Below are 19863 nucleotides of genomic sequence, written 5' to 3' on the forward strand. Positions count from 1 at the left end.
CGGCAGTGAGGGAGGGCAGCCACGCTTTTGGCGCAGCCGGCGGCGATTTTAAGGGACCACCCGCCGCGGCCTCGGCAGGCCCGCAGCGCGGTTAACCTTCGCACCCATGACGACATAGGCGCGGACGACAGCGCCAAGGGGAGTTGGACGTGCGGGCCCTGTTGATCGACGACGAGGATCTGGTGCTGGAGGGGCTGGAGGCTTTCCTCCAGGTGAGCATGCCCGACCTCAGCCTGGACAAGACGGCTGAGCTGGCGGTGGCCGTCGAGCTGGCCGCGAACGTGCCCTATGAGCTGACGCTGCTGGACTGGCATCTGACGGGGGCGGACGGGCGGCCACAGGACGGCCGGGCGGTGATCGAAGCCCTGCGCGCGGCCGGGTCGCGGGCGCCCATCCTGGTGGTGTCGGGCGGTGACCCGACGCCCTGGCCGCAGCGGGTGTTTGACCTGGGGCTCGCCGGCTTCGTGCCCAAGCGCGCCAGTGGCGCCACGCTGCTGGAGGCCATCAGGATTGCCCTGGGCGGCGGCGTTTTCCTGCTGGACCGGGCCTTGCAACAGCGCGCGCATGTGGCGACCGTGCCGCCGCAGGACACGCCGCCCTCTGCCGATGACGTGGTCGCCCTGCAACTGCGCTTCCCCGCGCTGACCGAACGCCAGGCCGAGGTGTTTCGCGTCATGTTGCGCGGCGCCAGCAACAAGGAGATCGCCCGCGAACTCGACATTGGCGTCAACACCGTGCACACCCATGTGCGCGGCGTGCTGGCCGCGGTGGGGGCGCAAAGGCGCGGCGAGGCGGTGTTCCGTGTCGTCGGTGGCGGCCAGGCATGACGCCTGAAACGGCGCAGTCGGCGCTGGCGCGCCGGCTGGTCATGGCGCGTGCTCAGGTGCTGCGGGCGCAGTGGCCCATCACGCTGGCGCATGCCCTTGTGGCCTGGGTGCTGTGGCGCGATGGCCTGGCGACTGCCGCGGCCGCCTGGTTCGTGGTCATGACGGGCGTCAACCTCGCGCGCAGCTGGCAGTTGCCCAAGCTGTCCGCCGTCACCGAGGAGGAAGCGCAGCGGGTCAGCCGCATTGCTTTCAACTGGCTGGTGGCCATCGGCCTGCTGCGACCGGTCCCGGTGCTGCTGACGCTGCTGGGTCATGACGCGCAAGGCCTCTACCTGATCACCATGGTCATGCTGGGCCTGACGGTGGGTGGCGCACCCAATCTGGCGGGCCTGATGCACCTCTACGACGTCTGGGCGGCACCGCTGTTCCTGGCTTTTTGCGGCGTGTGGCTGGCGCGCGCCGATGTCGAAGGCGTTGCGATCGCGCTGCTGCTGGCCATGTTCTTCTTCGTGCTGCGTTCCTATGTGCGGGACTACGGCGCCGTGCTGGCCCGCGAGATGACCTGGGCCGAACAGCTGCGCGTGGAGCGCGACCGGGCCGAGGAGGCCATCGTGGCCCGGGGGCGCTTCTTCGCCGCGGCCAGCCACGATTTGCGCCAGCCCATCGCCGTGATGCGCTGGTATGGCGAGGCCGTCGAGGAGCACGCCCGGCAGCTGGATCATGCGGGGCTGAAGCAGATTGGTGAGGGCATCGCCCGGGCGATGGCGCGCGCCGACCCGCTGCTGGCGCAGTACCTGGAGATCTCGCGGCTGGAGGCGCATGAGGCGGCCTTGCCGCTGAGCGCCGTCGACCTGAGGGCGCTGTTGCAGCAGACGGCCGAGGCCTGGGCGCCCCAGGCCCGCGAGCGCGGCTTGGCCGTGGTGGTCGATGCGCCCGAGGTCGCGACCCTCGCCTTGGGCAACGAGGCCGCGCTGCGGCGCATCCTCGACAACCTGGTGGCCAACGCGATCAAGTTCACGCCGGCCGGCACGGTGACGCTGGCGGCCGAGGCCGGAGCGCCCGGGCGCTGGCATGTCAGCGTCAGTGACACCGGCATCGGCATCGCCCCTGCCGACCAGCATCAGGTCTTCGACGACTTCTTCCAGATCGGCAATGCCGCGCGTGCCGGCGACAAGGGCGTGGGCCTGGGGCTGTCCATCGCGCGGCGCCACGCCGAGCGCCTCGGCAGTTCATTGCGGTTGAGCAGCATGCCGGGCCAGGGCAGCCGCTTCGAGTTCGAGCTGGCGGCGGCCGGTGGCGGGTCGGGGCCCGTCGCGGCGGTTGCCGAGGATGCGTCGGACCGCTTGCCGGCAGCGCTGAAGTTCCTCGTCGTCGATGACGATGTCGATGTCCAGCAGGCCTTGAAGGCGCGCCTGGAGGCCAGGGGTTCGACGGTGCGGACGGCTTCAGCCTCGGGCGAGGCGCTGAGCGTCTGGCGCGGCGGCTATCGGCCGGACCTCGTGCTCGCCGACTACCGTCTCGGTGACGAGAAAACCGGCGCCGAGCTGATCGCCGCGCTGCGCGCCGAAGGCTGCGAGGCGCCCGCCCTCATCATCACCGGCGATACCGCGCCGGACCGCCTGGCCGCGCTCGCCCGCAGCGGTCTGGAGGTGCTGCACAAGCCGGTCAACGACGCCTTGCTGGTGCAGGCGGTGCGGCGGCTGCTGGCCAAGGCGCCCGTCTGACGGCTCAGGGCCCCTGGAAGCCGCCACTGCGCAACGTGAGGACCAGGGTGTCGCGCCAGCCGCGCTCGCCGGCGACCAGCGGCTGGATGGGCGTGGTCTCGTGGATGACGCGGGCGTCGTCCAGCAGCAGCGTCGTCCAGGGCTGGGTCATCGTGAAGCGCTGGCCCGCCGGGCCGTCGGCGTCGAAGACACGCGATTCGCCACCCTTGATGCCGTGGCGGCCGACGAAGAGCACGGCCACCAGGTCGACGCCGTCGCGGTGAGCGCCCTCGGGCGTCGGGCGGCCGATGCCGTCGCTGGTGTCGATGCGAAAGGGATGGGCCTCGATGAACCAGGGCTGCTCGCCCTTCAACGCCGAGGCGGTCCTGGCCAGGCCCAGCAGCAGCGCGGTCCATGCAGGCGAGGTGACCATCTCCTGAGCCAGCGGCACGAACCAGCGCTGGATGCCGCCGTGCAGGGCGTTGTAGTCCAGCGGCTGCCAGTGGGCGCGATGGGGTTGAAGAGTCAGCGTGCCGCCGTCGGCGACGAAGCAGCCGTGGCGGCGGAAGCGGTAGCGGCCGCCGTCGCGCAGATAGCCATCGAGCGGCAGGTCGTCCCAGCAGGGCTTGAGGGCATCGAGATCGGTCGCCGATGCACCGAGCACGCTCAGCGAGCTCGGCGACAGCACGGCCTCGCCGTCGCGCCTCAGCGCGTCGACGACCTCAGCGGCAGCGGTCCATGGCGGCTCGAACATCAGTGCTTGTCTGCTTCAGAGGTGAAGGCATCCGCATAGAACTCCTCGTCAGGCAGCTTGCACTGCGCGACGAAGTCCTTGTGAGCGGACTCGACCATGATGGGCACGCCGCAGGCATAGACCTGGTGGCCGGAGAGATCGGGCTGGTCCTGCATGACGGCACGGTGGACGAAGCCGGTGCGGCCCGTCCAACCGGCATCGGGCTCCGACAGCACGGGCACATAAGTCAGCTGTGGCCACTCGGCGGCGGCCTGCGCGGCCCAGTCGTTCAGGTAGAGGTCGGCCTGCTTGCGCGCGCCCCAGTACAGCACCATGGGCCGGGTCGACTCGATGTGGCGGGCGCGCTCGATGATGGCCTTGATGGGCGCGAAGCCCGTGCCGCTGGCCAGCAGCACGATGGGTTTTTCGCTGTCCTCGCGCAGGAAGAAGCTGCCGAAGGGGCCTTCCATGCGCAGGATGTCCTTCTCCTTCAGCGCGCCGAAGACGTGGTCGGTGAACTTGCCGCCGGGCATGTGGCGGATGTGCAGTTCGATCTGGCCGGGCAGGCTGTGCGGCGCATTGGCCATCGAGTAGCTGCGGCGCGAGCCGTCGCGCAGGATGAACTCGACGTACTGGCCGGCGCGGAACTGGAAGTTCTGGTTGGCGGCGAGTTGCATCGTCAGCACGGCGACGTCGGCAGCGGGGCGCAGGATGGTGGTCACGCGGCTGGGCAGCTTCAGCACCGGGAACTCGCCGGCGCCAGGGACCGTGCGGGCTTCGATGGTGCAGTCGGTCTGGGGGCGGGCGCAGCAGGTCAGCACGAAGCCGGCGGCCTCTTCCTCAGCCGACAGCGCCTTGGGCTGGTGGTTGCCGTGGATGACGGCGCCCTCCAGCAGCTTGCTCTTGCAGGAGCCGCAGGCGCCGTCCTTGCAGCCATAGGGCAGGCCGACGCCATTGCGGATGGCTGCGGCGAGCAGGGTGTCGTCGCCCTCGGTCTGGTAGACGCGGCCGGCGGGCTGGATGGTGATCTGATGGGACATGAGCTTCCGAAAAGGCAGCGGCCCCGCACGAGATGCCCGGGGCCGTAGACTGCGCCGCATTTTGCCCGAGGCATGAAATCCCGACTCTTGATCATTGGTTGCGGTGACGTCGGTCTGCGCGTGTTGAAGCTGCTGGCCGGTCGCTGGCGGGTGTTCGCGCTGACGTCCAGCCCGTCGCGGGCCGACGCCTTGCGCGCTGCGGGTGCCGTGCCGCTGGTCGGCAATCTGGACGAGCCGGCGACCTTGGCCCGCCTGGCCGGCCTGGCCGATCTCGTGCTGCACCTCGCACCACCGGCTCGCGATGGCGAGGCGGACCTGCGAACCCGCCACCTTCTCTCGGCCCTCGCGCGCAAGGCGCCGGCGGCGCTGGTCTACGCCAGCACGACCGGCGTCTACGGCGATTGCGCCGGCGCCTTGATCGACGAGACGCGGGCCCTCGAGCCGTCGACCGACCGCGCCCGCCGCCGCGTCGACGCCGAAGCCCAGCTGCGCGCCTTCGGCCGCCGCCACGGCACGCGCGTCAGCCTGCTGCGCATCCCCGGCATCTACGCCCGCGACCGCGAGGGTGGTCATCCCCGTGAGCGCCTGGCGCGTGGCACGCCGGTGCTGCGGCGCAAGGACGATGTCTTCACCAACCACATCCACGCCGACGACCTGGCCCATGCCTGCCTGCTCGCGCTGCTGCGCGGCCTGCCTCAGCGCGCCGTCAATGTCTGCGATGACAGCCAGCTGCTGATGGGCGACTACTTCGACCTGGCCGCCGACCTGACCGGTCTGCCGCGACCCGAGCGCATCAGCCGCGCCGAAGCAGCCGAAAGGATGTCGGCCATGCAGCTGAGCTTCTGGAGCGAATCGCGCCGCCTGGGCAACGCCCGCCTCAAGCGCGAACTGCGGCTGCGGCTGCGCTACCCGACGCCGAAGGACGGCCTATAGGGCCCGTTCGCGTCACGGCAGTGGCTCCTGACGGATGGCCTTCCCTTCGGGTTGTGGCCAGAAAGCCCGCGCGCTGCGTTGCGAAGCCTCGCTKGGGGCCTACCCAAGCTTCGTTCCGCGCCTTGCTCGCGGGCTTTCTGGCCACAACGCGGCCCGCTGATGTGGCGCTAGCGGACCCTACCCGCGCCGGCGCGGCGAGCGCCAGTGGCGGATCAACAGCCAGGCGCCCAACATGCCGCCCAGGTGGGCGAAGTGGGCCACGTTGGGCGGGCCGAAATCGAATATGCGGGAGCCAAGGATGAGTTCCAGGCCGCCGAAGATCGCGACGAAGTACTTGGCCTTCATCGGGATGGGAGGGATCAGCGGCACGATGATGCGGTTGGGGAACAGCATGCCGAAGGACAGCAGCAGGCCGAAGATCGCGCCCGAGGCGCCTACCGTGGGCGAGTTGGCGTTCGTGACCCAGGTGAACAGCAACTGCACCAGTGCGGCGGTCAGCGCGCTGGCGATCAAGATCTGCAGATAGCGCTTGGGTCCCCAGACCCGCTCCAACTCGCCGCCGAACATCCACAGGCCGAGCATGTTGAACAGCAGATGCGTGAAGCTGCCGTGCAGGAAGACGTAGCTAAGCAGCTGCCAGGGCAGGAAGGCACCCGACTTCAGCGGCCACAGCTCGAACCACGGCGCCAGGAAGGGGAAAAGATAGAAAAAGCAGAAAGCACCGACGCAGGCCAGGATGAAGGCTTTGGTGACCGAAGGCAGCGGGGGCATGAGTCGCGCGGTTTGCGCCAGGGGAGGGCGCCTGCACCAGGAGGGCCGGTGCTTACCGTTTTGAGTATGCCAGGGGTTGGCGTGCTGTTTCGTTTGGTGCCTCGGGCCGGACTCGAACCGGCACACCTTGCGGCGGGGGATTTTGAGTCCCCTGCGTCTACCGATTTCGCCACCGAGGCCCGTCGGAAACAGCTTTTCTCGCCGTTGCAGCGAGGGGCTGGATTATGCACTCGCTAAGGGTCGGTCTTTGATCGCGCTGCCACAATCGCCGCCATGAGCTATCCGACCCTCGAAGACGTCATCGGCGCCACGCCCCTGGTGAGGCTGCAGCGCCTGCTCGGCGCCGATGCGCGTGGCAACGTGATCCTGGCCAAGCTGGAGGGCAACAACCCGGCCGGCTCCGTGAAGGACAGACCCGCCATCAGCATGATCAAGCGTGCCGAGGAACGCGGCGAGATCAAGCCGGGCGACACGCTGATCGAGGCGACCTCGGGCAATACCGGCATCGCGCTGGCCATGGCGGCGGCCATCCGCGGCTACCGCATGGTGCTGATCATGCCGGAGGACCTTTCCATCGAGCGCGCCCAGACCATGAAGGCCTTTGGCGCCGAACTCATCCTGACGCCCAAGACCGGCGGCATGGAATACGCCCGCGACCTGGCCGAGCAGATGGCCGGCGAAGGCAAGGGCCGGGTGCTGGACCAATTCGCCAATGCCGACAACCCGCGCGCCCATTACGAGACGACCGGCCCCGAGCTGTGGCAGGACACGGGTGGGCGCATCACGCATTTCGTCAGCGCCATGGGCACGACGGGCACCATCACCGGCGTGTCGCGCTTCCTGAAGGAAAAGAACCCGGCCGTGCGCATCGTCGGCGCCCAGCCGGCCGAGGGCTCGCGCATCCCCGGCATCCGCAAATGGCCCGAGGCCTATATGCCCAAGATCTACGACCCGAGCGGCATCGACGAACTGGTGCTGGTGGGGCAGAGCGACGCCGAAGACATGGCGCGCCGGCTGGCCCGCGAGGAAGGCCTGTTCGCCGGCATCTCGGCCGCGGGCGCCTGCTGGGTGGCGCTGCAGATCGCGCGCCGCGTCGAGAACGCGACCATCGCCTTCATCGTCTGCGATCGTGGCGATCGCTATCTGTCCACGGGCGTGTTTCCTGCATGAAGCCTTACCGCTTCTGCCCGGACTGCGCGACCGAGCTGGCCCTCATCACGCAGGCCGAGGACGGTGGGGACAAGGAGCGCCTGCGCTGCCCGGCCTGCGGCTTCACGCACTGGAACAACCCGACGCCGGTGCTGGCCGCCGTCATCGAATGCACGGACCGCGAGGGCCAGGTGCTGCTGGCGCGCAATGCCGCCTGGCCGGGGCGCTTCTTCGGGCTGATCACGGGCTTCATGGAGTCCGGCGAGACACCCGAGGACGGCATCCGCCGCGAGATCGCCGAGGAGACCTCGCTGGAGGTCGATTCACTGAACCTGCTCGGCGTCTGGGATTTCCAGCGCATGAACCAGATCATCATTGCCTACCATGCGGCGGCGCGCGGCGACATCCGCCTGTCGCCCGAGCTGGCCGAGTACAAGCTGATCGCCCCCGAAGACGTGCGCTGCTGGCCGCAGGGCACGGGCCAGGCGCTGGCGACCTGGCTGCGGTCAAAGGGCATCGAACCCCAATGGCTCGACCTCAAGCGAGAATGACGCCATGGACGTCCAACGCGAGATCGACACCCGGGGCCTGAACTGCCCCTTGCCCATCCTCAAGGCCAAGAAGGCGCTGGCTGAGATGCAAAGTGGCGAGCTGCTGCGGGTGGTCGCAACCGACCCGAGCTCGACGCGCGACTTCCAGGCCTTTGCACGCCAGACGGGCAATGAACTCGTGGCCCAGGAAACCCGGGCCGACGAGTTCATTCATGTGCTGCGCAGACGCTGAGCAGGCCCTGGTCAGTTGAGGACAGAGCTACTCGCTGCGCTCGGTCGGTCTGTCCCGCAAAGCCTTAGAGATTCAGGCCCTGCAGGAATTCCTTGAAGCCCGGGCCCAGTTGCGGGTGGGCCAGGGCCAGTTCGACATTGGCCTGCAGAAAGCCTTCCTTGCTGCCGCAGTCGTAGCGCTTGCCGTCGTAGCGGTAGGCGAACACCTTTTCACGGCGCAGCAGGCCGGCGATGCCGTCGGTCAGCTGGATCTCGCCACCCACGCCGCGCGGCTGGTTGGCGATCTCGTGGAAGACGCCGGGCGTCAGGATGTAGCGGCCGGCCACGCCCAGGCGTGACGGTGCGTCTTCCGGAGCCGGCTTCTCGACGATGCGGTTCACGTCCATCAGCTGGTCGTTGACGTGGGTGCCGGCGACGATGCCGTAGCGGCGGGTGTGTTCGGCCGGCACTTCCTGCACGGCCAGGATGGAGGCACGCCAGTCGGCGAACTGCTCGACCATCTGCTTGAGGATGGGGGTGTCGCCGACCATCAGGTCATCGGCCAGCAGCACGGCGAAGGGCTCGTTGCCCACCAGGCGCTGGCCGCACAGCACGGCGTGCCCGAGGCCCAGGGCCTGGGCCTGGCGCACATAGATGCACTCCATGTCATCGGGCTTGACCGAGCGCACGACGTCCAGCAGATCCTGCTTGCCCGCCTGCTCCAGGGCGACCTCGAGCTCGAAGGTCATGTCGAAGTGATCCTCGATCGGGCGCTTGTGGCGGCCGGTCACGAAGATCATCTCGCGCACGCCGGCGGCATAGGCTTCTTCGACCGCGTACTGGATCAGCGGCTTGTCGACGACCGGCAGCATCTCCTTGGGCTGGGCCTTGGTGGCCGGCAGGAAGCGCGTGCCGAGGCCCGCGACCGGGAAGATGGCTTTGGTGATCGGCGATTTGGGCGAAGAGGCCATGAACGTAAACTCGTTTGACGGGGGGCGCGCGGATTTTGTCACGCGGGGCATGACGGTCAGCGTAGGACGCCCTCCCTATCCCAAACATGACAGTCCTGATCCTGGAACCGTTGGAAGCCGAGGTCGTGCAGTGGCTGGCCGAGCGCCACGACGCCCGCTTTGCGCCTGAACTGGTAGGCGATCCGGAAGGCCTGATCGAGGCCTTGCAGGATTCACGCGCCCTGGTGGCGCCGCCTGAAGTGCGCATCGACGCCGAGCTGCTGCGCGGTGCGCCAGGCTTGCGTGCCATCGGCCGCGCCAGTGGTGGCGCCGAGAACATCGACATCGAGGCCTGCCGCAAGGCGGGCGTGGAGGTCGTGCGCTCCCAGTCCTCCACGGCCAGCGCCGAGGCGGAATTCGTCATCGGCGCGCTGCTCAGCCTGCTGCGCCGTGTGCCCATCGAGGGCAGCGACGGCCTGAAGGTGGGACGCGAACTGGGTTGTTCGACCATCGGCGTGCTGGGCCTGACACCCACGGCCCAGGTGCTGACGCAGTTGCTGCATGCCTTCGGTTCTCGCGTCGTCGGCTACGACCCGGGCCTGCATCCGAGCGATGCGACCTGGGCGCGCTGGGGCATGGACGCGGTTTCCCTGAGCGAACTCGTCGAGCACAGCGACGGCCTGGTGCTGCTTCAGCCCTATTTCCCGCGCTTTCGCGGCCTCATCGGCGACCGGCAGCTGGAGAACGTGCGGGTGGGTCAGGTGCTGGTCGGCCTGAGCCAGTCGGGCGTCGTCGACGAGGCGGCGCTGGGCCGGGCCCTGCGCAACGGCAAGCTGCGCGCAGCCTGGTTTGACAGCCTGGAGCCGGGCTGGCTGGAGGCGGGCCGACCCCTGCATGGCCTCTCGACGCTGCAGGTCACGCCACGGCTGGCGGGCACGACGCGGGAGTCGCGCGTGCGCGCCGCGTGGGCGGTGGCGCGCGGCCTCGACGAGCTGCTGGGCGTGCCGCCCAAGGGCAAGAAGAAGACGGCCTCGAAGAAGGCCGTCGACCACTACTGAGCCGGAATCAGGCGGGGAGACGGGCCAGCTGCTCGCGCAGGCGGGCCACGGTTTCCTTGAAGCCGGCCACGCGGGCGCGCTCCTGCTCGACGACGGCGGCCGGGGCGCGGGCGACAAAGCTCTCGTTGCCCAGCTTGGCTTCGGCCTTGGTGATCTCGCCTTCCAGGCGGGTCGCTTCCTTGGTCAGGCGGGCGCGTTCGGCCTCGACGTCGATCTCGACCTTCAGCGCCAGCCGGGCCGCGCCGTGCACCAGCACGGGCGAGGTGGCGCTCTGCCTGGCGAACTCGGCGTCATCGGCAATCAACTCGACGGCGCTGAGCTTGGCCAGCACCTTGAGCACGGCCGCCGCCTCGGWCATGAAGGACAGATCGCCGCCCACCAGCAGCGGCACGCGGTCGCTCGGGCTCAGGGCCATCTCGCCGCGCAGGCTGCGCGTGATGCCGACCACTTCCTTGAGCTGGGCCATCCAGGCATCGGCCTTGGCATCGATGCGCTCCGGCTGGCTGACGGGGTAGGGCGCCTGGCCGATGAAGTCGGTCGCCTTGCGGCCGGCCACGGGCGCGACGGTCTGCCACAGCTCCTCGGTGATGAAGGGCGCGATGGGGTGCAGCAGGCGCAGCGTCGTCTCCAGCACGCGGATCAGCGTGCGGCGCGTGGCGCGCTGCTCGGCCTCGCCGCCGGTCTGGATCTGCACCTTGGCGATTTCCAGGTACCAGTCGCAGTACTCGTCCCAGACAAAGCTGTAGACGCTGTTGGCGACGTTGTCGAGGCGGTACTCGGCAAAGCCCTGGGCTGCGGCAGCTTCCACGCGTTGCAGCTCGCTGGTGATCCAGCGGTCGGCCTGGCTGAAGGTGTTGTAGCCCGGCGGGCAGGCGCCTTGGTCATGCGCGAGGCCGCAGTCCTGGCCTTCGGTGTTCATCAGCACGAAGCGCGTGGCGTTCCAGAGCTTGTTGCAGAAGTTGCGGTAGCCCTCGCAGCGCTTGGTGTCGAAGTTGATGTTGCGGCCCAGGCTCGCGTACGACGCCATCGTGAAGCGCAGCGCGTCGGCGCCATAGGCAGGCATGCCTTCGGGGAATTCCTTCTTCACGCGGGCGGCCACCTTGGGCGCCGTCTCGGGCTTGCGCAGGCCCTGCGTGGATTTCTGGATCAGCGTGTCGAGGTCGACACCCTGGATCAGGTCCACCGGGTCCAGCACATTGCCCTCGCTCTTGCTCATCTTCTGGCCCTGCGAGTCACGCACGAGGCCGTGGATGTAGACGTCCTTGAAGGGCACCTGGCCGGTGAAGTGCGTCGTCATCATGATCATCCGGGCGACCCAGAAGAAGATGATGTCGTAGCCGGTGACGAGCACGGAGGACGGCAGGAAGAGCTCCTGCTCCAGCGTCTTCTGCGGCCAGCCCAGCGTCGAGAACGGCACCAGCGCCGAGGAGTACCAGGTGTCCAGCACGTCGGGGTCGCGGGTCAGCTCGCCCAGGTAGCCGGCGGCCTTGGCGCGGGCTTGGGCTTCGTCCTCGCTGCGCGCGACGAAGAGCTCACCGCCCGTGCCATACCAGGCCGGGATCTGGTGGCCCCACCACAGCTGGCGCGAGATGCACCAGTCCTGCAGATTGCCCATCCAGTGGTTGTAGGTGTTGACCCACTGCTCGGGGTGGAACTTGACGGCGCCGGTCTCGACGGCCGCGATGGCCTTGTCGGCAATGCTCTTGCCATCGGCGCTCGGCTTGGTGACGGCAACGAACCACTGGTCGGTCAGCATCGGTTCGATGACCTGGCCGGTGCGCTCGCAGCGCGGCACCTGCAGCTTGTGCTTCTTGACCTCGACGAGCAGGCCTTGCGCCTCGAGGTCGGCCACCACGCGCTTGCGGGCGACGAAGCGGTCCAGGCCGCGGTAGGTCTCGGGGGCGTTGTCGTTGATCTTGGCCTGCAGGTCCAGCACCGCGATCATGGGCAGCTTGTGGCGCTGGCCGACGGCGTAGTCGTTGGTGTCGTGGGCCGGCGTGACCTTGACGACGCCGGTGCCGAACTCGCGGTCCACATAGTCGTCGGCGATGACGGGAATCTCGCGGTCCGTCAGCGGCAGCTTCACGAGCTTGCCGATCAGCGCGGCATAGCGCTCATCCTCGGGGTGGACCATGACGGCCGTATCGCCCAGCATGGTCTCGGGGCGGGTCGTGGCGACCACCAGCGAGCCGGAGCCGTCCGCCAGCGGATAGCGGATATGCCACAGCGAGCCGTCTTCCTCTTCGCTCGTCACTTCCAGGTCCGACACGGCGGACTGCAGCACCGGGTCCCAGCTCACCAGGCGCTTGCCGCGGTAGATCAGGCCTTCCTCGAACAGGCGCACAAAGGTCTCGACGACGACGCCTGAGAGCTTCTCGTCCATCGTGAAGTACTCATGGCCCCAGCTCACCGAGTCGCCCAGGCGGCGCATCTGGCCGGTGATGGTGTTGCCGCTCTCCTGCTTCCAGTCCCAGACGCGGGCGACGAAGTTCTTGCGGCCCAGGTCGTGGCGGCTGGTGCCCGCGGCCTGCAGCTGGCGCTCGACGACGATCTGCGTGGCGATGCCGGCATGGTCGGTGCCCGGCACCCACAGCGTGTTGTGGCCCAGCATGCGGTGGTAGCGCGTCAGCGAGTCCATCACCGTCTGGTTGAAGGCGTGGCCCATGTGCAGCGTGCCGGTTACGTTCGGCGGCGGCAGCTGGATGCTGAAGGAGGGCTTGGCCTGGTCCAGGGTCGGCTCATAGAGGCCGGCGGCTTCCCACTTGGGGCCCCAATGGGCTTCCAGGGCGGCGGGTTCGAAGGACTTGGCGAGTTCGGTCATGGTGGTCTAAAGCCAACGGGGCGACCCCTTGCGGAAGCCGCCCCGTAGATGGGCTGTGGGATGCGACGATTGTCCTATATGCGCCGCGGCCTCCGACTCAGGCGCGCTTGCGGCGGCGCGCGAGCAGGCCGACGATGGCCAGGCCGGCTGCCAGCAGGCCCGCCGTTTGAGGCTCAGGCACCGGCGCCATCGGCACCGCCTTGGCGTAGACATAAACGCCAGTCTGCAGATAGCCCTGCGCGGCCGTCTCCCCCGGGTTGATGATCGATGCCCGCAGCTGGGCAGGCAGGTTCGAGACCATGGTGCCGCCGTAGGAAGCAAAGCTTGCCGAGCTGTGGTCGCTGGATGATTCGTCGGCGAGCCACGCGTGCAGGTAGGTGCTGCCGCCCGCCCCCTCCATCGCACCAGTAGTCGCCTGGATGGAGGGGCGGTCGGCGGTGATCACGAGCATCGTGTGAGGCGTCAGCGTGAACTTGGCGTACTGGTCGGCGTTGGCGTCGAGCTGCACGCCGGCGCTCGTCGCGGTGAGCTCAGCGGTTGCGGACCATCCCGGGGCGGAAAGCAGCGAGCCGGCCAGACTCTGCAGCGACGCGGAATGGCCACTGGTGCCGTTGGTCGCGAGGCTGAGAGCGGCGCCCACTGTCCAGGTGGTCGCGGTGAGATAGGGTTGGTGGTTCGGGCTGTTGAATGCGGCATACACATCCATATAGGTCAGTCCCCAGTCGAAACTGATGCCCGGTGCGACACCGTCGGACAAGTCCAGGTCGATAAGCTGGACCTGGACGTTGGCGATGGTGGCGGTGGCCGTGGCCGCATGGGCCGTAGCGGTGGCCAAGAGACCCAAAACCGTCATGCCGACGGCGCGCGCGATGAGGTGTCGCAAGACGTGCTCCCTTTGAATTCCGAATTCCTTGTCGCCTCGGCGGGCGGCTCCAATGTCGCGCCGCGAGTGTGGCAAGGTGAAGCGCCTCGATCGGGACCCTGCCCCCCATGGTTGCGGGGGCAGGGAGTTACTCATTGACCCGCGCCTCCTCGGCGCCGTCAGCGCGTCAGCAGCTTCAGTTGCAGCGGGCTGCCCGCACCGAAGTCCAGTGCCATGTCGAAGCGCTCGCCGGCGCGCACCGGCGGGCCGTAGAGGCTGTCCTGGGTGTCGAAGACCAGCACCAGGCGGTGGCCGGCCGGCACGTCGTAGCCGGTGGCGACCATGTCGAAGCTGAAGTCCTGCGACTGGCCCGGCGTGGCCGCATGCACGGCGCGGGCGCCATGGGTGATCAGCGTGCCGAAGCCCACCAGGTCGACGTCATAGAGATAGGCCACCAGCATGCCGCGCTTCTGCGACGGGACGGCCTTCAGCTTGAGCGTCGGTGCACCGCGCAGCTTCAGCGGCTGGCTCAGCCAGGGCCCTTCGTAGCGCACGCCGAAGGCCGGCAGCACCGTGGCCATCTGGTTGATGACGGGCAGGCCGACGCTTTCGGCCAGCGGCGACAGCACGGGGATGGGCCCGGTGGTGGCCGTGGTGTCCAGTGCGTTGCCGATGCTGTCGCGGCCGCTGGCGCTGCGGATGCCGGTCTGCAGCTCGCCCGTGATGCCGCGCCAGCACAGGCAGGAGAGCTCCCACCGCACCGCGCCGCGCGGCGTGATCTGGTAGTCCAGGTTGCGCAGCTCGGGCGCCGGCCAGGTCGACAGCGTCTCGCGGTAGCTCGCGAATTTGGGTTGCAGCGACACCTTGGGCTCGTTCTCGATGCCGTTGGGCTGGCCCTTGAGCCAGCGGTCGAACCAGCGGTGGGCCTGGTCCCAGATCGCGTTGTCGACGTCGAACAGCGCGCCGGGGATCTCGGCCGAGGCGTGGATGCCGGGTTGCAGCATCAGCTTCTTGGGGCCGGTCAGCTGGCTGAACAGGGCCAGCGACGAGTTGGGCGAGAACATGTCGTCCTGCCAGTTCTTGCCGATGAAGACCGGCGCGCCGCGCTGGTTGATGGCGGCCACCACACTGGCGGGCGAGCGCGGCCAGCCCCAGGCGGTGATCTCGGCGAGCTTGGACGCCGGCGTGTCGGGGTTCTGGATGGCGGCGTTGTACTCGGCCACGATGGGATCCAGCCGGCCGGTGAGTTGACCGGAGATCTGCAGGATGTCCAGCCAGGTCGGGTTGGGCACCTGGTTGCGGTACATCTGGTCGAGCAGCGTCGCCCAGCCCGACAGCGCCACGGCGGTCTTCAGCCGCGGCTCGTTGCCCAGGGCCAGCAGGGACAGGCCGGCGCCGTAGGAGATGCCGGCAACGCCCACGCGGGCCGGGTCGGCCGCCGTCTGGGCCAGGGTCCAGTCCAGCACACCGCTGACGTCGGCCACGTCCACCGGGCCGGCCACGCCGATGGTGCCCTCCGAATCCCAGAAGCCGCGCGCCGTGTAGGCCACGGCGATATAGCCGTCGCGCGCCAGGCGCTGCTGCTGGCCCAGGTATTCGAAGAAATCGGCCACCGCCCAGCTGGTGACGAAGATCACCGTCGGATATTTGGTGGCCGAGCCGCTGCTGGCGCCGGCGGGCAGGAAGACGTTGGCGGCCAGGCGCACGCCGTCCGGGCGCGTGACCTTCAGGCCGTTGAGGAAGCAGGTGCCATCCCGCGGCGAGATCACGCCGGGCAGGGCCAGCGGTGTGGTGTAGGTGGCGGCTTCCAGCGGCGTGGCGGCACGGCAGCTCAGGTTGGCGGCCTGGGCATTGCCCAGACCGAAGGCCAACAGGCCGCCAATGAAGGCGGCTCCCCGGGCGGCTTGGCGCCAGCCCTTTATCGAAACGTTCATGGGTGTCTCCGTCGGGGGTGGAATGAAGACGGTCGGCATCCCCGATAAAAGCACGACCGTTCGTTTTATTTTTCGAGGTCAGGGCCAGCCGCCGCCTGGGGAAATCCCGCCCGCCACGCTTGACGTTGTGAGCGGGGTACGTTCCTGCGGGTTTGGGGAGGGTGAGCTGCCGCCAAGGCGTGCTAACGGGTCCCGCGGACGAAACAAAACGAAACCCGGCGATACCGCGTCGAGATGCTCTGCACAGTGCTAACCGCAATCATGAGTGCCATCCCAACCACCGGGCCTCGAGCGCCCTCGGAGCACACCATGAACTTCTTTCGTCGCTGGCACGCCCACCACGAATTTCGCCACCACTTTGGCCACGGCCACCATGGCCATCATTTCGGCCGCCATGCTGATGGCTTTGCCCACCTCCTCCTCAACCGAATCGGTGCCAAGCTGGACCTGGACGACGAGCAGCAGCGCCGGCTCGCGGCCTGGCTCGAGCAGCTCCAGCACCAGCGCGACACGATGAGGGGCCTGGCGCGCGGCCCCGAGGTGGCCGGCCTGTTCGCCGGCGAGCAGTTCGCCCGTGAACCGGCGCAGCAGTTGCTCGACGCCAAGCTGGACGCGTTGCGCGCCGCCGGCCCCGGCCTCGTCACGGCCTTTGCCGACTTCTTTGACTCGCTCGACAACGAACAGCGCCAGGCGCTGCGCTTCATGATGCGGCGCTTCGGCCGCCATGAACGAGATGCCGCGTGATGGACGTCCACTGCGGCAAGCAGCCCCGCGGGCACTTCGTGCCGCACATCGACCGCAACCGCTGCGAGGGCAAGGGCGACTGTGTCGCCGTCTGCCCCTTCAACGTCTTCACGCTGGGCAAGCTGCCGTCCGAACAGCGCCAGGCCTTGAGCTTGTTCGGCAAGCTCAGGGGCATGGCGCATGGCTGGGAGCAGGCCTTCACGCCCAATGCCGCCGCCTGCGAGGCCTGTGGCCATTGCGTCAGTGCCTGCCCGGAGAAGGCCATCACCCTGGTGCGGGCCAAATAATGCGATATGCACCGACTGCTGCTGATTGACGACGACGAGGCCCTGGCCGGGCCGCTGATGCAATACCTCGCCCGCTTCGATCTCCAGCTCGAAGCCGTCACCCGACCCAGCGCGGCGTTGGCGCGGCTCGCGGCCGAGCGTTTCGATGCGCTCATCCTCGACGGCATGCTGCCCGAGATGGACGGCTTCGAGTTCTGCAGGCGCCTGCGCGCCGGCAACGACGCCTGGCGCGACATGCCCATCCTGATGCTGACGGCGCGTGGCGACCTGACCGACCGCGTCGTCGGCCTGGAGCTGGGTGCCGACGACTACCTGCCCAAGCCATTCGAGCCGCGCGAGCTGGCGGCCCGGCTGCAGACCATCCTGCGCCGCACACGCTTTGCGCCAGCGGCCGCGCCCGTCGTGGCCCAGCCCGCGAGCAAGCTCTGCTTCGAGGGCCTGGAGATCGACGCCTCGCGCCGCGAGGTGAAGTGCGCCAACGGTCTCATCGAGCTGACCGGCACCGAATACGAACTGCTGCTCATGCTGGCCCGCGAACCGGGCAAGGTCTTCTCGCGCGACGACATCCTGAACCGCCTGCGCGGCCAGGAGGCCGAGCTCTTCACGCGAGCGGTCGACATCCTCGTCAGCCGGCTGCGCCGCAAGCTGGAACCCTTGGCCGCGCTGAAGACGCTGCGCAACGCGGGCTACTGCTTCGCGCTGCCGGAGAAATCGTGAGACACCACCCCTACGACCACCGCTGGCGCGAGCGCTGGGACCGCAAGCAGAAGAAGCGCGCCCAGCGCATGACGCGCGACTGGGAATACCGCTGGCGCGTGCGGCACCGCTGGCACCAGCGCTGGCACCGCCACCACGCCCACTTCAAATACTCGCTGGGCGCGCGGCTGATCGCCGTCTTCATGGTGCTGGCCTGCACCAGCAGCGTCATCCTTTGGGCGTGCATAGGCAGCGCCTACGGGCTGGTGTGGGCCGTGCCCGCGCTGCTGGTCGTCACGGGGATCGCCTTCAGCATCATCCGCCACATGGTGCAGCCTTTGCATGCGCTGGCTATCGGGGCCGAAGCCTTCCGCCGCGGCGAGTTCTCGCACCGCGTGCCCGTCATCCATGGCGACGAGATCGGCGACCTGGCGCTGCGCTTCAACCAGATGGCGGCTGACATCCAGGCCATGCTGGACGGCAAGCGCGCCTTGCTGCTGGCCATGAGCCACGAACTGCGCAGCCCGCTGACGCGCGCCCGCCTGCACGCCGAGCTGGTGGGCGAGGGCGAATCGCGCGACGCGCTGCTGGGCGAGCTGGCGCAGATGCGCGACCTCATCACGGCCTTGCTGGAAAGCGAGCGGCTGGGCAGCGGCCACAGCGCGCTGCAGCTGTCGGATTGCGACCTCGGCGCGCTGGCGCAGGAGCAGGCCCAGCCCGGTGTGGAGTTGCATATCGAGCCCGATCTGCCGCCGCTGAGGCTGGACCGGCTGCGTGTGCAACTGTGCCTGCGCAACCTCGTGCAGAACGCGCTGCGCCACAACGATGCGACCCGTGGCGCCGTGCAGCTCCGCCTTGCTCGCGAGGGTTCAGGTGTGCGTCTGACCGTCCGCGACTTCGGCCCTGGCGTGCCGCCCGAGTCCCTGCCGCAACTGGGCCAGCCCTTCTACCGGCCGGATGCGGCCCGCACGCGGCACGACGGTGGCATGGGCCTGGGCCTGTGCCTGTGCCGTCTGGTGGCCGAGGCGCATGGTGGCAGGCTGGAACTGCGCAATGCCGAACCGGGCTTCGAGGCCTCGGTGCGCTTCAGCTAGGCTGGCGATCGAACCAGGGCTGTGCGGCTTCCAACTCGGCGGCCAGTTGCAGCAACAGGCCTTCCTCGCCCGGTGCCGCATTGAACTGCACGCCCAGCGGCAGGCCGTCGGCCGTCCAGTGCAGCGGCAGCGAGAGGGCCGGCGTGCCGGTCAGGTTGGCGAGCTGGGTGAAGGGTACGTGGCGCAGGCTGTCGGTCGCCATCTGCTGCACGACGCCGTCGAGCAGCCCGGCGCGCTTGAGCAGGCCCAGCAGGCCCGAGGCGCGCAGCGCGCCCAGCACGGCGATCTGCAGCGGCGGCGGGTCGCCGGTGCCGTGCAGCACGGGCGGCGAGGCCAGCGTTGGCGTCAGATAGAGGTCGTAGCGCGCATGCAGGGCGGCGAGGCTGCGTGCGTAGTCGTTCCAGCGCAGCAGCTCCAGCGTCAGCCGCTCGGCGCTGGTGGCGCGGCCGAGCGTGGCGATGAGCCGGGTCAGCGGCTCGAAGTCGGCCTCGCGGCCGCCCAGCGCAACGGCGCGGCTCATCGCGGCCGGCACCTGGCCGAAGTAGATGTGCAGAAAGCTGTTGGCCAGCGCGCGGCCGTCGATGTCCGGGCTGGCCGGCTCGACGACATGGCCAAGGCCTTTCAGCAGCGCGACGGTGCGCTCCACAGCGATGCGAGCTTCGTCGTGTACCGGCTCACCGATAGGCGAATCGGCGCACCAGGCGATGCGCAGCCGGCGAAGCGGCGAGCGCAGCTGATCCACGAAAGGGGTGCCCGGCGCGGGCAGGGCGACCGGGTCGCCGGGCTCGGGGCCGCTGAGGATGTCCAGCGCCAGCGCGGTGTCGCGCACGCTGCGCGAGATGACGCCCTCGCTGCAGGCGCCGAACCAGACTTCGCCGGCCCCCGGGCCTACCGATACGCGGCCGCGCGAAGGTTTCAAACCCACCAGCCCGCAACAGGCCGCCGGAATGCGGATGGAGCCGCCGCCGTCGTTGCCCGCAGCCATCGGCACGACACCCGCCGCGACGGCCGCCGCCGAGCCACCGCTGCTGCCGCCCGGCGTGCGCCTCACGTCCCAGGGGTTGCTGCTGCGGCCAAAGGCCAGCGGATCGGTGACGCCCTTGAGGCCCAGCTCCGGCGCATTGGTCTTGCCGAAGATGACGAGGCCGGCGTCGAGCAGGCGCCGCACGGCATGGGCATGCTCGCGCGACGGCGGCAAAGAGGCGAGGGCGCGGCTGCCCCAACTGGTGGGGACGCCGGCGTAGTCCTCGGCCACGTCCTTGATGAGACAGGGCACACCGGCCAGCGGGCCCGTGCCGACGCCGCGCACCAACTGGGCGCGGGCTTCGGCCTCCATCAGCCGGCAGACGGGATTGAGTCGGGGTTGGACCTCGGCCAGTCGCGTCAGGGCCAGGGCGAGCAGGGTTGGCGCATCGACGCGGCCGGCGGCCACCTCGGCGGCAAGCGAGGTCGCGTCATGGCGGCGATAGGTGGCGAAGTCCATGCGAGCCCTCCCTGGAC

Annotated in this window: 19 protein-coding genes and 1 tRNA gene; 11 read left to right on the forward strand and 9 right to left on the reverse strand. The window is 69.0% G+C overall.

Features of this window, described 5'->3' with window-relative positions:
- Nucleotides 1–149 precede the first annotated feature (149 nt).
- Together AC1DW3_RS14935 and AC1DW3_RS14940 are read left to right on the forward strand one after the other, a co-directional pair.
- Entirely contained in the window at nucleotides 150–827 is a 678-nt protein-coding gene (locus AC1DW3_RS14935) for a LuxR C-terminal-related transcriptional regulator (RefSeq protein WP_477932215.1), read from the forward strand.
- Complete coding sequence (locus AC1DW3_RS14940) at nucleotides 824–2551, forward strand: sensor histidine kinase (RefSeq protein ID WP_477932217.1); 1728 nt, start codon at nucleotides 824–826, stop codon at nucleotides 2549–2551. The genes AC1DW3_RS14935 and AC1DW3_RS14940 overlap by 4 nt, the downstream gene beginning before the upstream one ends.
- Nucleotides 2552–2555: 4 nt before the next feature.
- Here the strand turns inward: AC1DW3_RS14940 and AC1DW3_RS14945 are convergent, their stop codons facing one another.
- Together AC1DW3_RS14945 and AC1DW3_RS14950 are read right to left on the reverse strand one after the other, a co-directional pair.
- Nucleotides 2556–3284 (reverse strand): 2OG-Fe dioxygenase family protein, encoded by a 729-nt coding sequence (locus tag AC1DW3_RS14945; RefSeq protein ID WP_477932219.1) that lies wholly within the window; start codon nucleotides 3282–3284, stop codon nucleotides 2556–2558.
- On the reverse strand, nucleotides 3284–4303 hold the full coding sequence (locus tag AC1DW3_RS14950; protein WP_477932221.1) for a CDP-6-deoxy-delta-3,4-glucoseen reductase: 1020 nt from the start codon (nucleotides 4301–4303) through the stop codon (nucleotides 3284–3286). The genes AC1DW3_RS14945 and AC1DW3_RS14950 overlap by 1 nt, the downstream gene beginning before the upstream one ends.
- 72 nt (nucleotides 4304–4375) lie before the next feature.
- On the opposite strand from AC1DW3_RS14950, the gene AC1DW3_RS14955 reads away from it, so the two are divergent.
- On the forward strand, nucleotides 4376–5236 hold the full coding sequence (locus AC1DW3_RS14955; protein WP_477932223.1) for an NAD-dependent epimerase/dehydratase family protein: 861 nt from the start codon (nucleotides 4376–4378) through the stop codon (nucleotides 5234–5236).
- Nucleotides 5237–5413: 177 nt separating this feature from the next.
- On the opposite strand, the gene AC1DW3_RS14960 is transcribed toward AC1DW3_RS14955, so the two are convergent.
- Both AC1DW3_RS14960 and AC1DW3_RS14965 read right to left on the reverse strand, forming a co-directional pair.
- Nucleotides 5414–6007, reverse strand: coding sequence for a rhomboid family intramembrane serine protease (locus AC1DW3_RS14960; protein ID WP_477932225.1), 594 nt, complete (start codon nucleotides 6005–6007; stop codon nucleotides 5414–5416).
- Nucleotides 6008–6101: 94 nt separating this feature from the next.
- Nucleotides 6102–6186 (reverse strand) — tRNA-Leu (locus AC1DW3_RS14965).
- Between the two features lie 94 nt (nucleotides 6187–6280).
- Here AC1DW3_RS14965 and cysM point away from each other — a divergent pair.
- From cysM to AC1DW3_RS14980, 3 genes are read left to right on the forward strand one after another with little or no spacing between them, the layout of a single operon-like run.
- Nucleotides 6281–7177 carry a cysteine synthase CysM gene (gene cysM, locus AC1DW3_RS14970; RefSeq protein ID WP_477932227.1) on the forward strand — a complete coding sequence of 299 codons (897 nt, stop codon included), beginning with the start codon at nucleotides 6281–6283 and terminating at the stop codon, nucleotides 7175–7177.
- Nucleotides 7174–7707 carry an NUDIX domain-containing protein gene (locus tag AC1DW3_RS14975; RefSeq protein ID WP_477932229.1) on the forward strand — a complete coding sequence of 178 codons (534 nt, stop codon included), beginning with the start codon at nucleotides 7174–7176 and terminating at the stop codon, nucleotides 7705–7707. Before cysM ends, AC1DW3_RS14975 begins: the two co-directional genes overlap by 4 nt.
- Before the next feature lie 4 nt (nucleotides 7708–7711).
- The gene (locus AC1DW3_RS14980; RefSeq protein ID WP_057299823.1) at nucleotides 7712–7939 is read left to right on the forward strand and encodes a sulfurtransferase TusA family protein; all 228 of its coding nucleotides are present in this window, start codon (nucleotides 7712–7714) and stop codon (nucleotides 7937–7939) included.
- Nucleotides 7940–8003: 64 nt separating this feature from the next.
- On the opposite strand, the gene galU is transcribed toward AC1DW3_RS14980, so the two are convergent.
- On the reverse strand, nucleotides 8004–8888 hold the full coding sequence (galU, locus tag AC1DW3_RS14985) for a UTP--glucose-1-phosphate uridylyltransferase GalU (RefSeq protein WP_477932231.1): 885 nt from the start codon (nucleotides 8886–8888) through the stop codon (nucleotides 8004–8006).
- An 86-nt stretch (nucleotides 8889–8974) separates the two neighbouring features.
- Here galU and AC1DW3_RS14990 point away from each other — a divergent pair, with 86 nt between their 5' ends.
- Nucleotides 8975–9925: an NAD(P)-dependent oxidoreductase gene (locus AC1DW3_RS14990; protein ID WP_477932233.1), complete on the forward strand. Its 951-nt coding sequence runs from the start codon at nucleotides 8975–8977 to the stop codon at nucleotides 9923–9925.
- A gap of 7 nt (nucleotides 9926–9932) precedes the next feature.
- Here AC1DW3_RS14990 and AC1DW3_RS14995 read toward each other — a convergent pair whose 3' ends face one another.
- From AC1DW3_RS14995 to AC1DW3_RS15005, 3 genes are all read right to left on the reverse strand, one after another.
- A complete protein-coding gene (locus AC1DW3_RS14995; RefSeq protein ID WP_477932234.1) occupies nucleotides 9933–12746 on the reverse strand; it encodes a valine--tRNA ligase in 2814 nt (937 codons plus the stop codon).
- A 97-nt stretch (nucleotides 12747–12843) separates the two neighbouring features.
- On the reverse strand, nucleotides 12844–13629 hold the full coding sequence (locus tag AC1DW3_RS15000; RefSeq protein WP_477932236.1) for a PEP-CTERM sorting domain-containing protein: 786 nt from the start codon (nucleotides 13627–13629) through the stop codon (nucleotides 12844–12846).
- A 158-nt stretch (nucleotides 13630–13787) separates the two neighbouring features.
- On the reverse strand, nucleotides 13788–15542 hold the full coding sequence (locus AC1DW3_RS15005) for a CocE/NonD family hydrolase (protein WP_477932238.1): 1755 nt from the start codon (nucleotides 15540–15542) through the stop codon (nucleotides 13788–13790).
- 309 nt (nucleotides 15543–15851) lie between these two features.
- On the opposite strand from AC1DW3_RS15005, the gene AC1DW3_RS15010 reads away from it, so the two are divergent.
- From AC1DW3_RS15010 to AC1DW3_RS15025, 4 genes are read left to right on the forward strand one after another with little or no spacing between them, the layout of a single operon-like run.
- A complete protein-coding gene (locus tag AC1DW3_RS15010; RefSeq protein ID WP_477932240.1) occupies nucleotides 15852–16286 on the forward strand; it encodes a Spy/CpxP family protein refolding chaperone in 435 nt (144 codons plus the stop codon).
- Nucleotides 16286–16573, forward strand: a complete 288-nt coding sequence (locus tag AC1DW3_RS15015; RefSeq protein ID WP_477932373.1) for a 4Fe-4S dicluster domain-containing protein — start codon at nucleotides 16286–16288, stop codon at nucleotides 16571–16573. The genes AC1DW3_RS15010 and AC1DW3_RS15015 overlap by 1 nt, the downstream gene beginning before the upstream one ends.
- A 6-nt stretch (nucleotides 16574–16579) precedes the next feature.
- The gene (locus AC1DW3_RS15020; RefSeq protein ID WP_477932242.1) at nucleotides 16580–17290 is read left to right on the forward strand and encodes a response regulator transcription factor; all 711 of its coding nucleotides are present in this window, start codon (nucleotides 16580–16582) and stop codon (nucleotides 17288–17290) included.
- Nucleotides 17287–18363, forward strand: a complete 1077-nt coding sequence (locus tag AC1DW3_RS15025) for a HAMP domain-containing sensor histidine kinase (RefSeq protein WP_477932244.1) — start codon at nucleotides 17287–17289, stop codon at nucleotides 18361–18363. The genes AC1DW3_RS15020 and AC1DW3_RS15025 overlap by 4 nt, the downstream gene beginning before the upstream one ends.
- On the opposite strand, the gene AC1DW3_RS15030 is transcribed toward AC1DW3_RS15025, so the two are convergent.
- Nucleotides 18356–19846, reverse strand: a complete 1491-nt coding sequence (locus AC1DW3_RS15030; RefSeq protein ID WP_477932246.1) for an amidase — start codon at nucleotides 19844–19846, stop codon at nucleotides 18356–18358. The two genes, AC1DW3_RS15025 and AC1DW3_RS15030, sit on opposite strands and share 8 nt — an antisense overlap.
- Nucleotides 19847–19863: the final 17 nt, after the last annotated feature.

Source organism: Roseateles sp. P2_H4, from assembly GCF_056403315.1.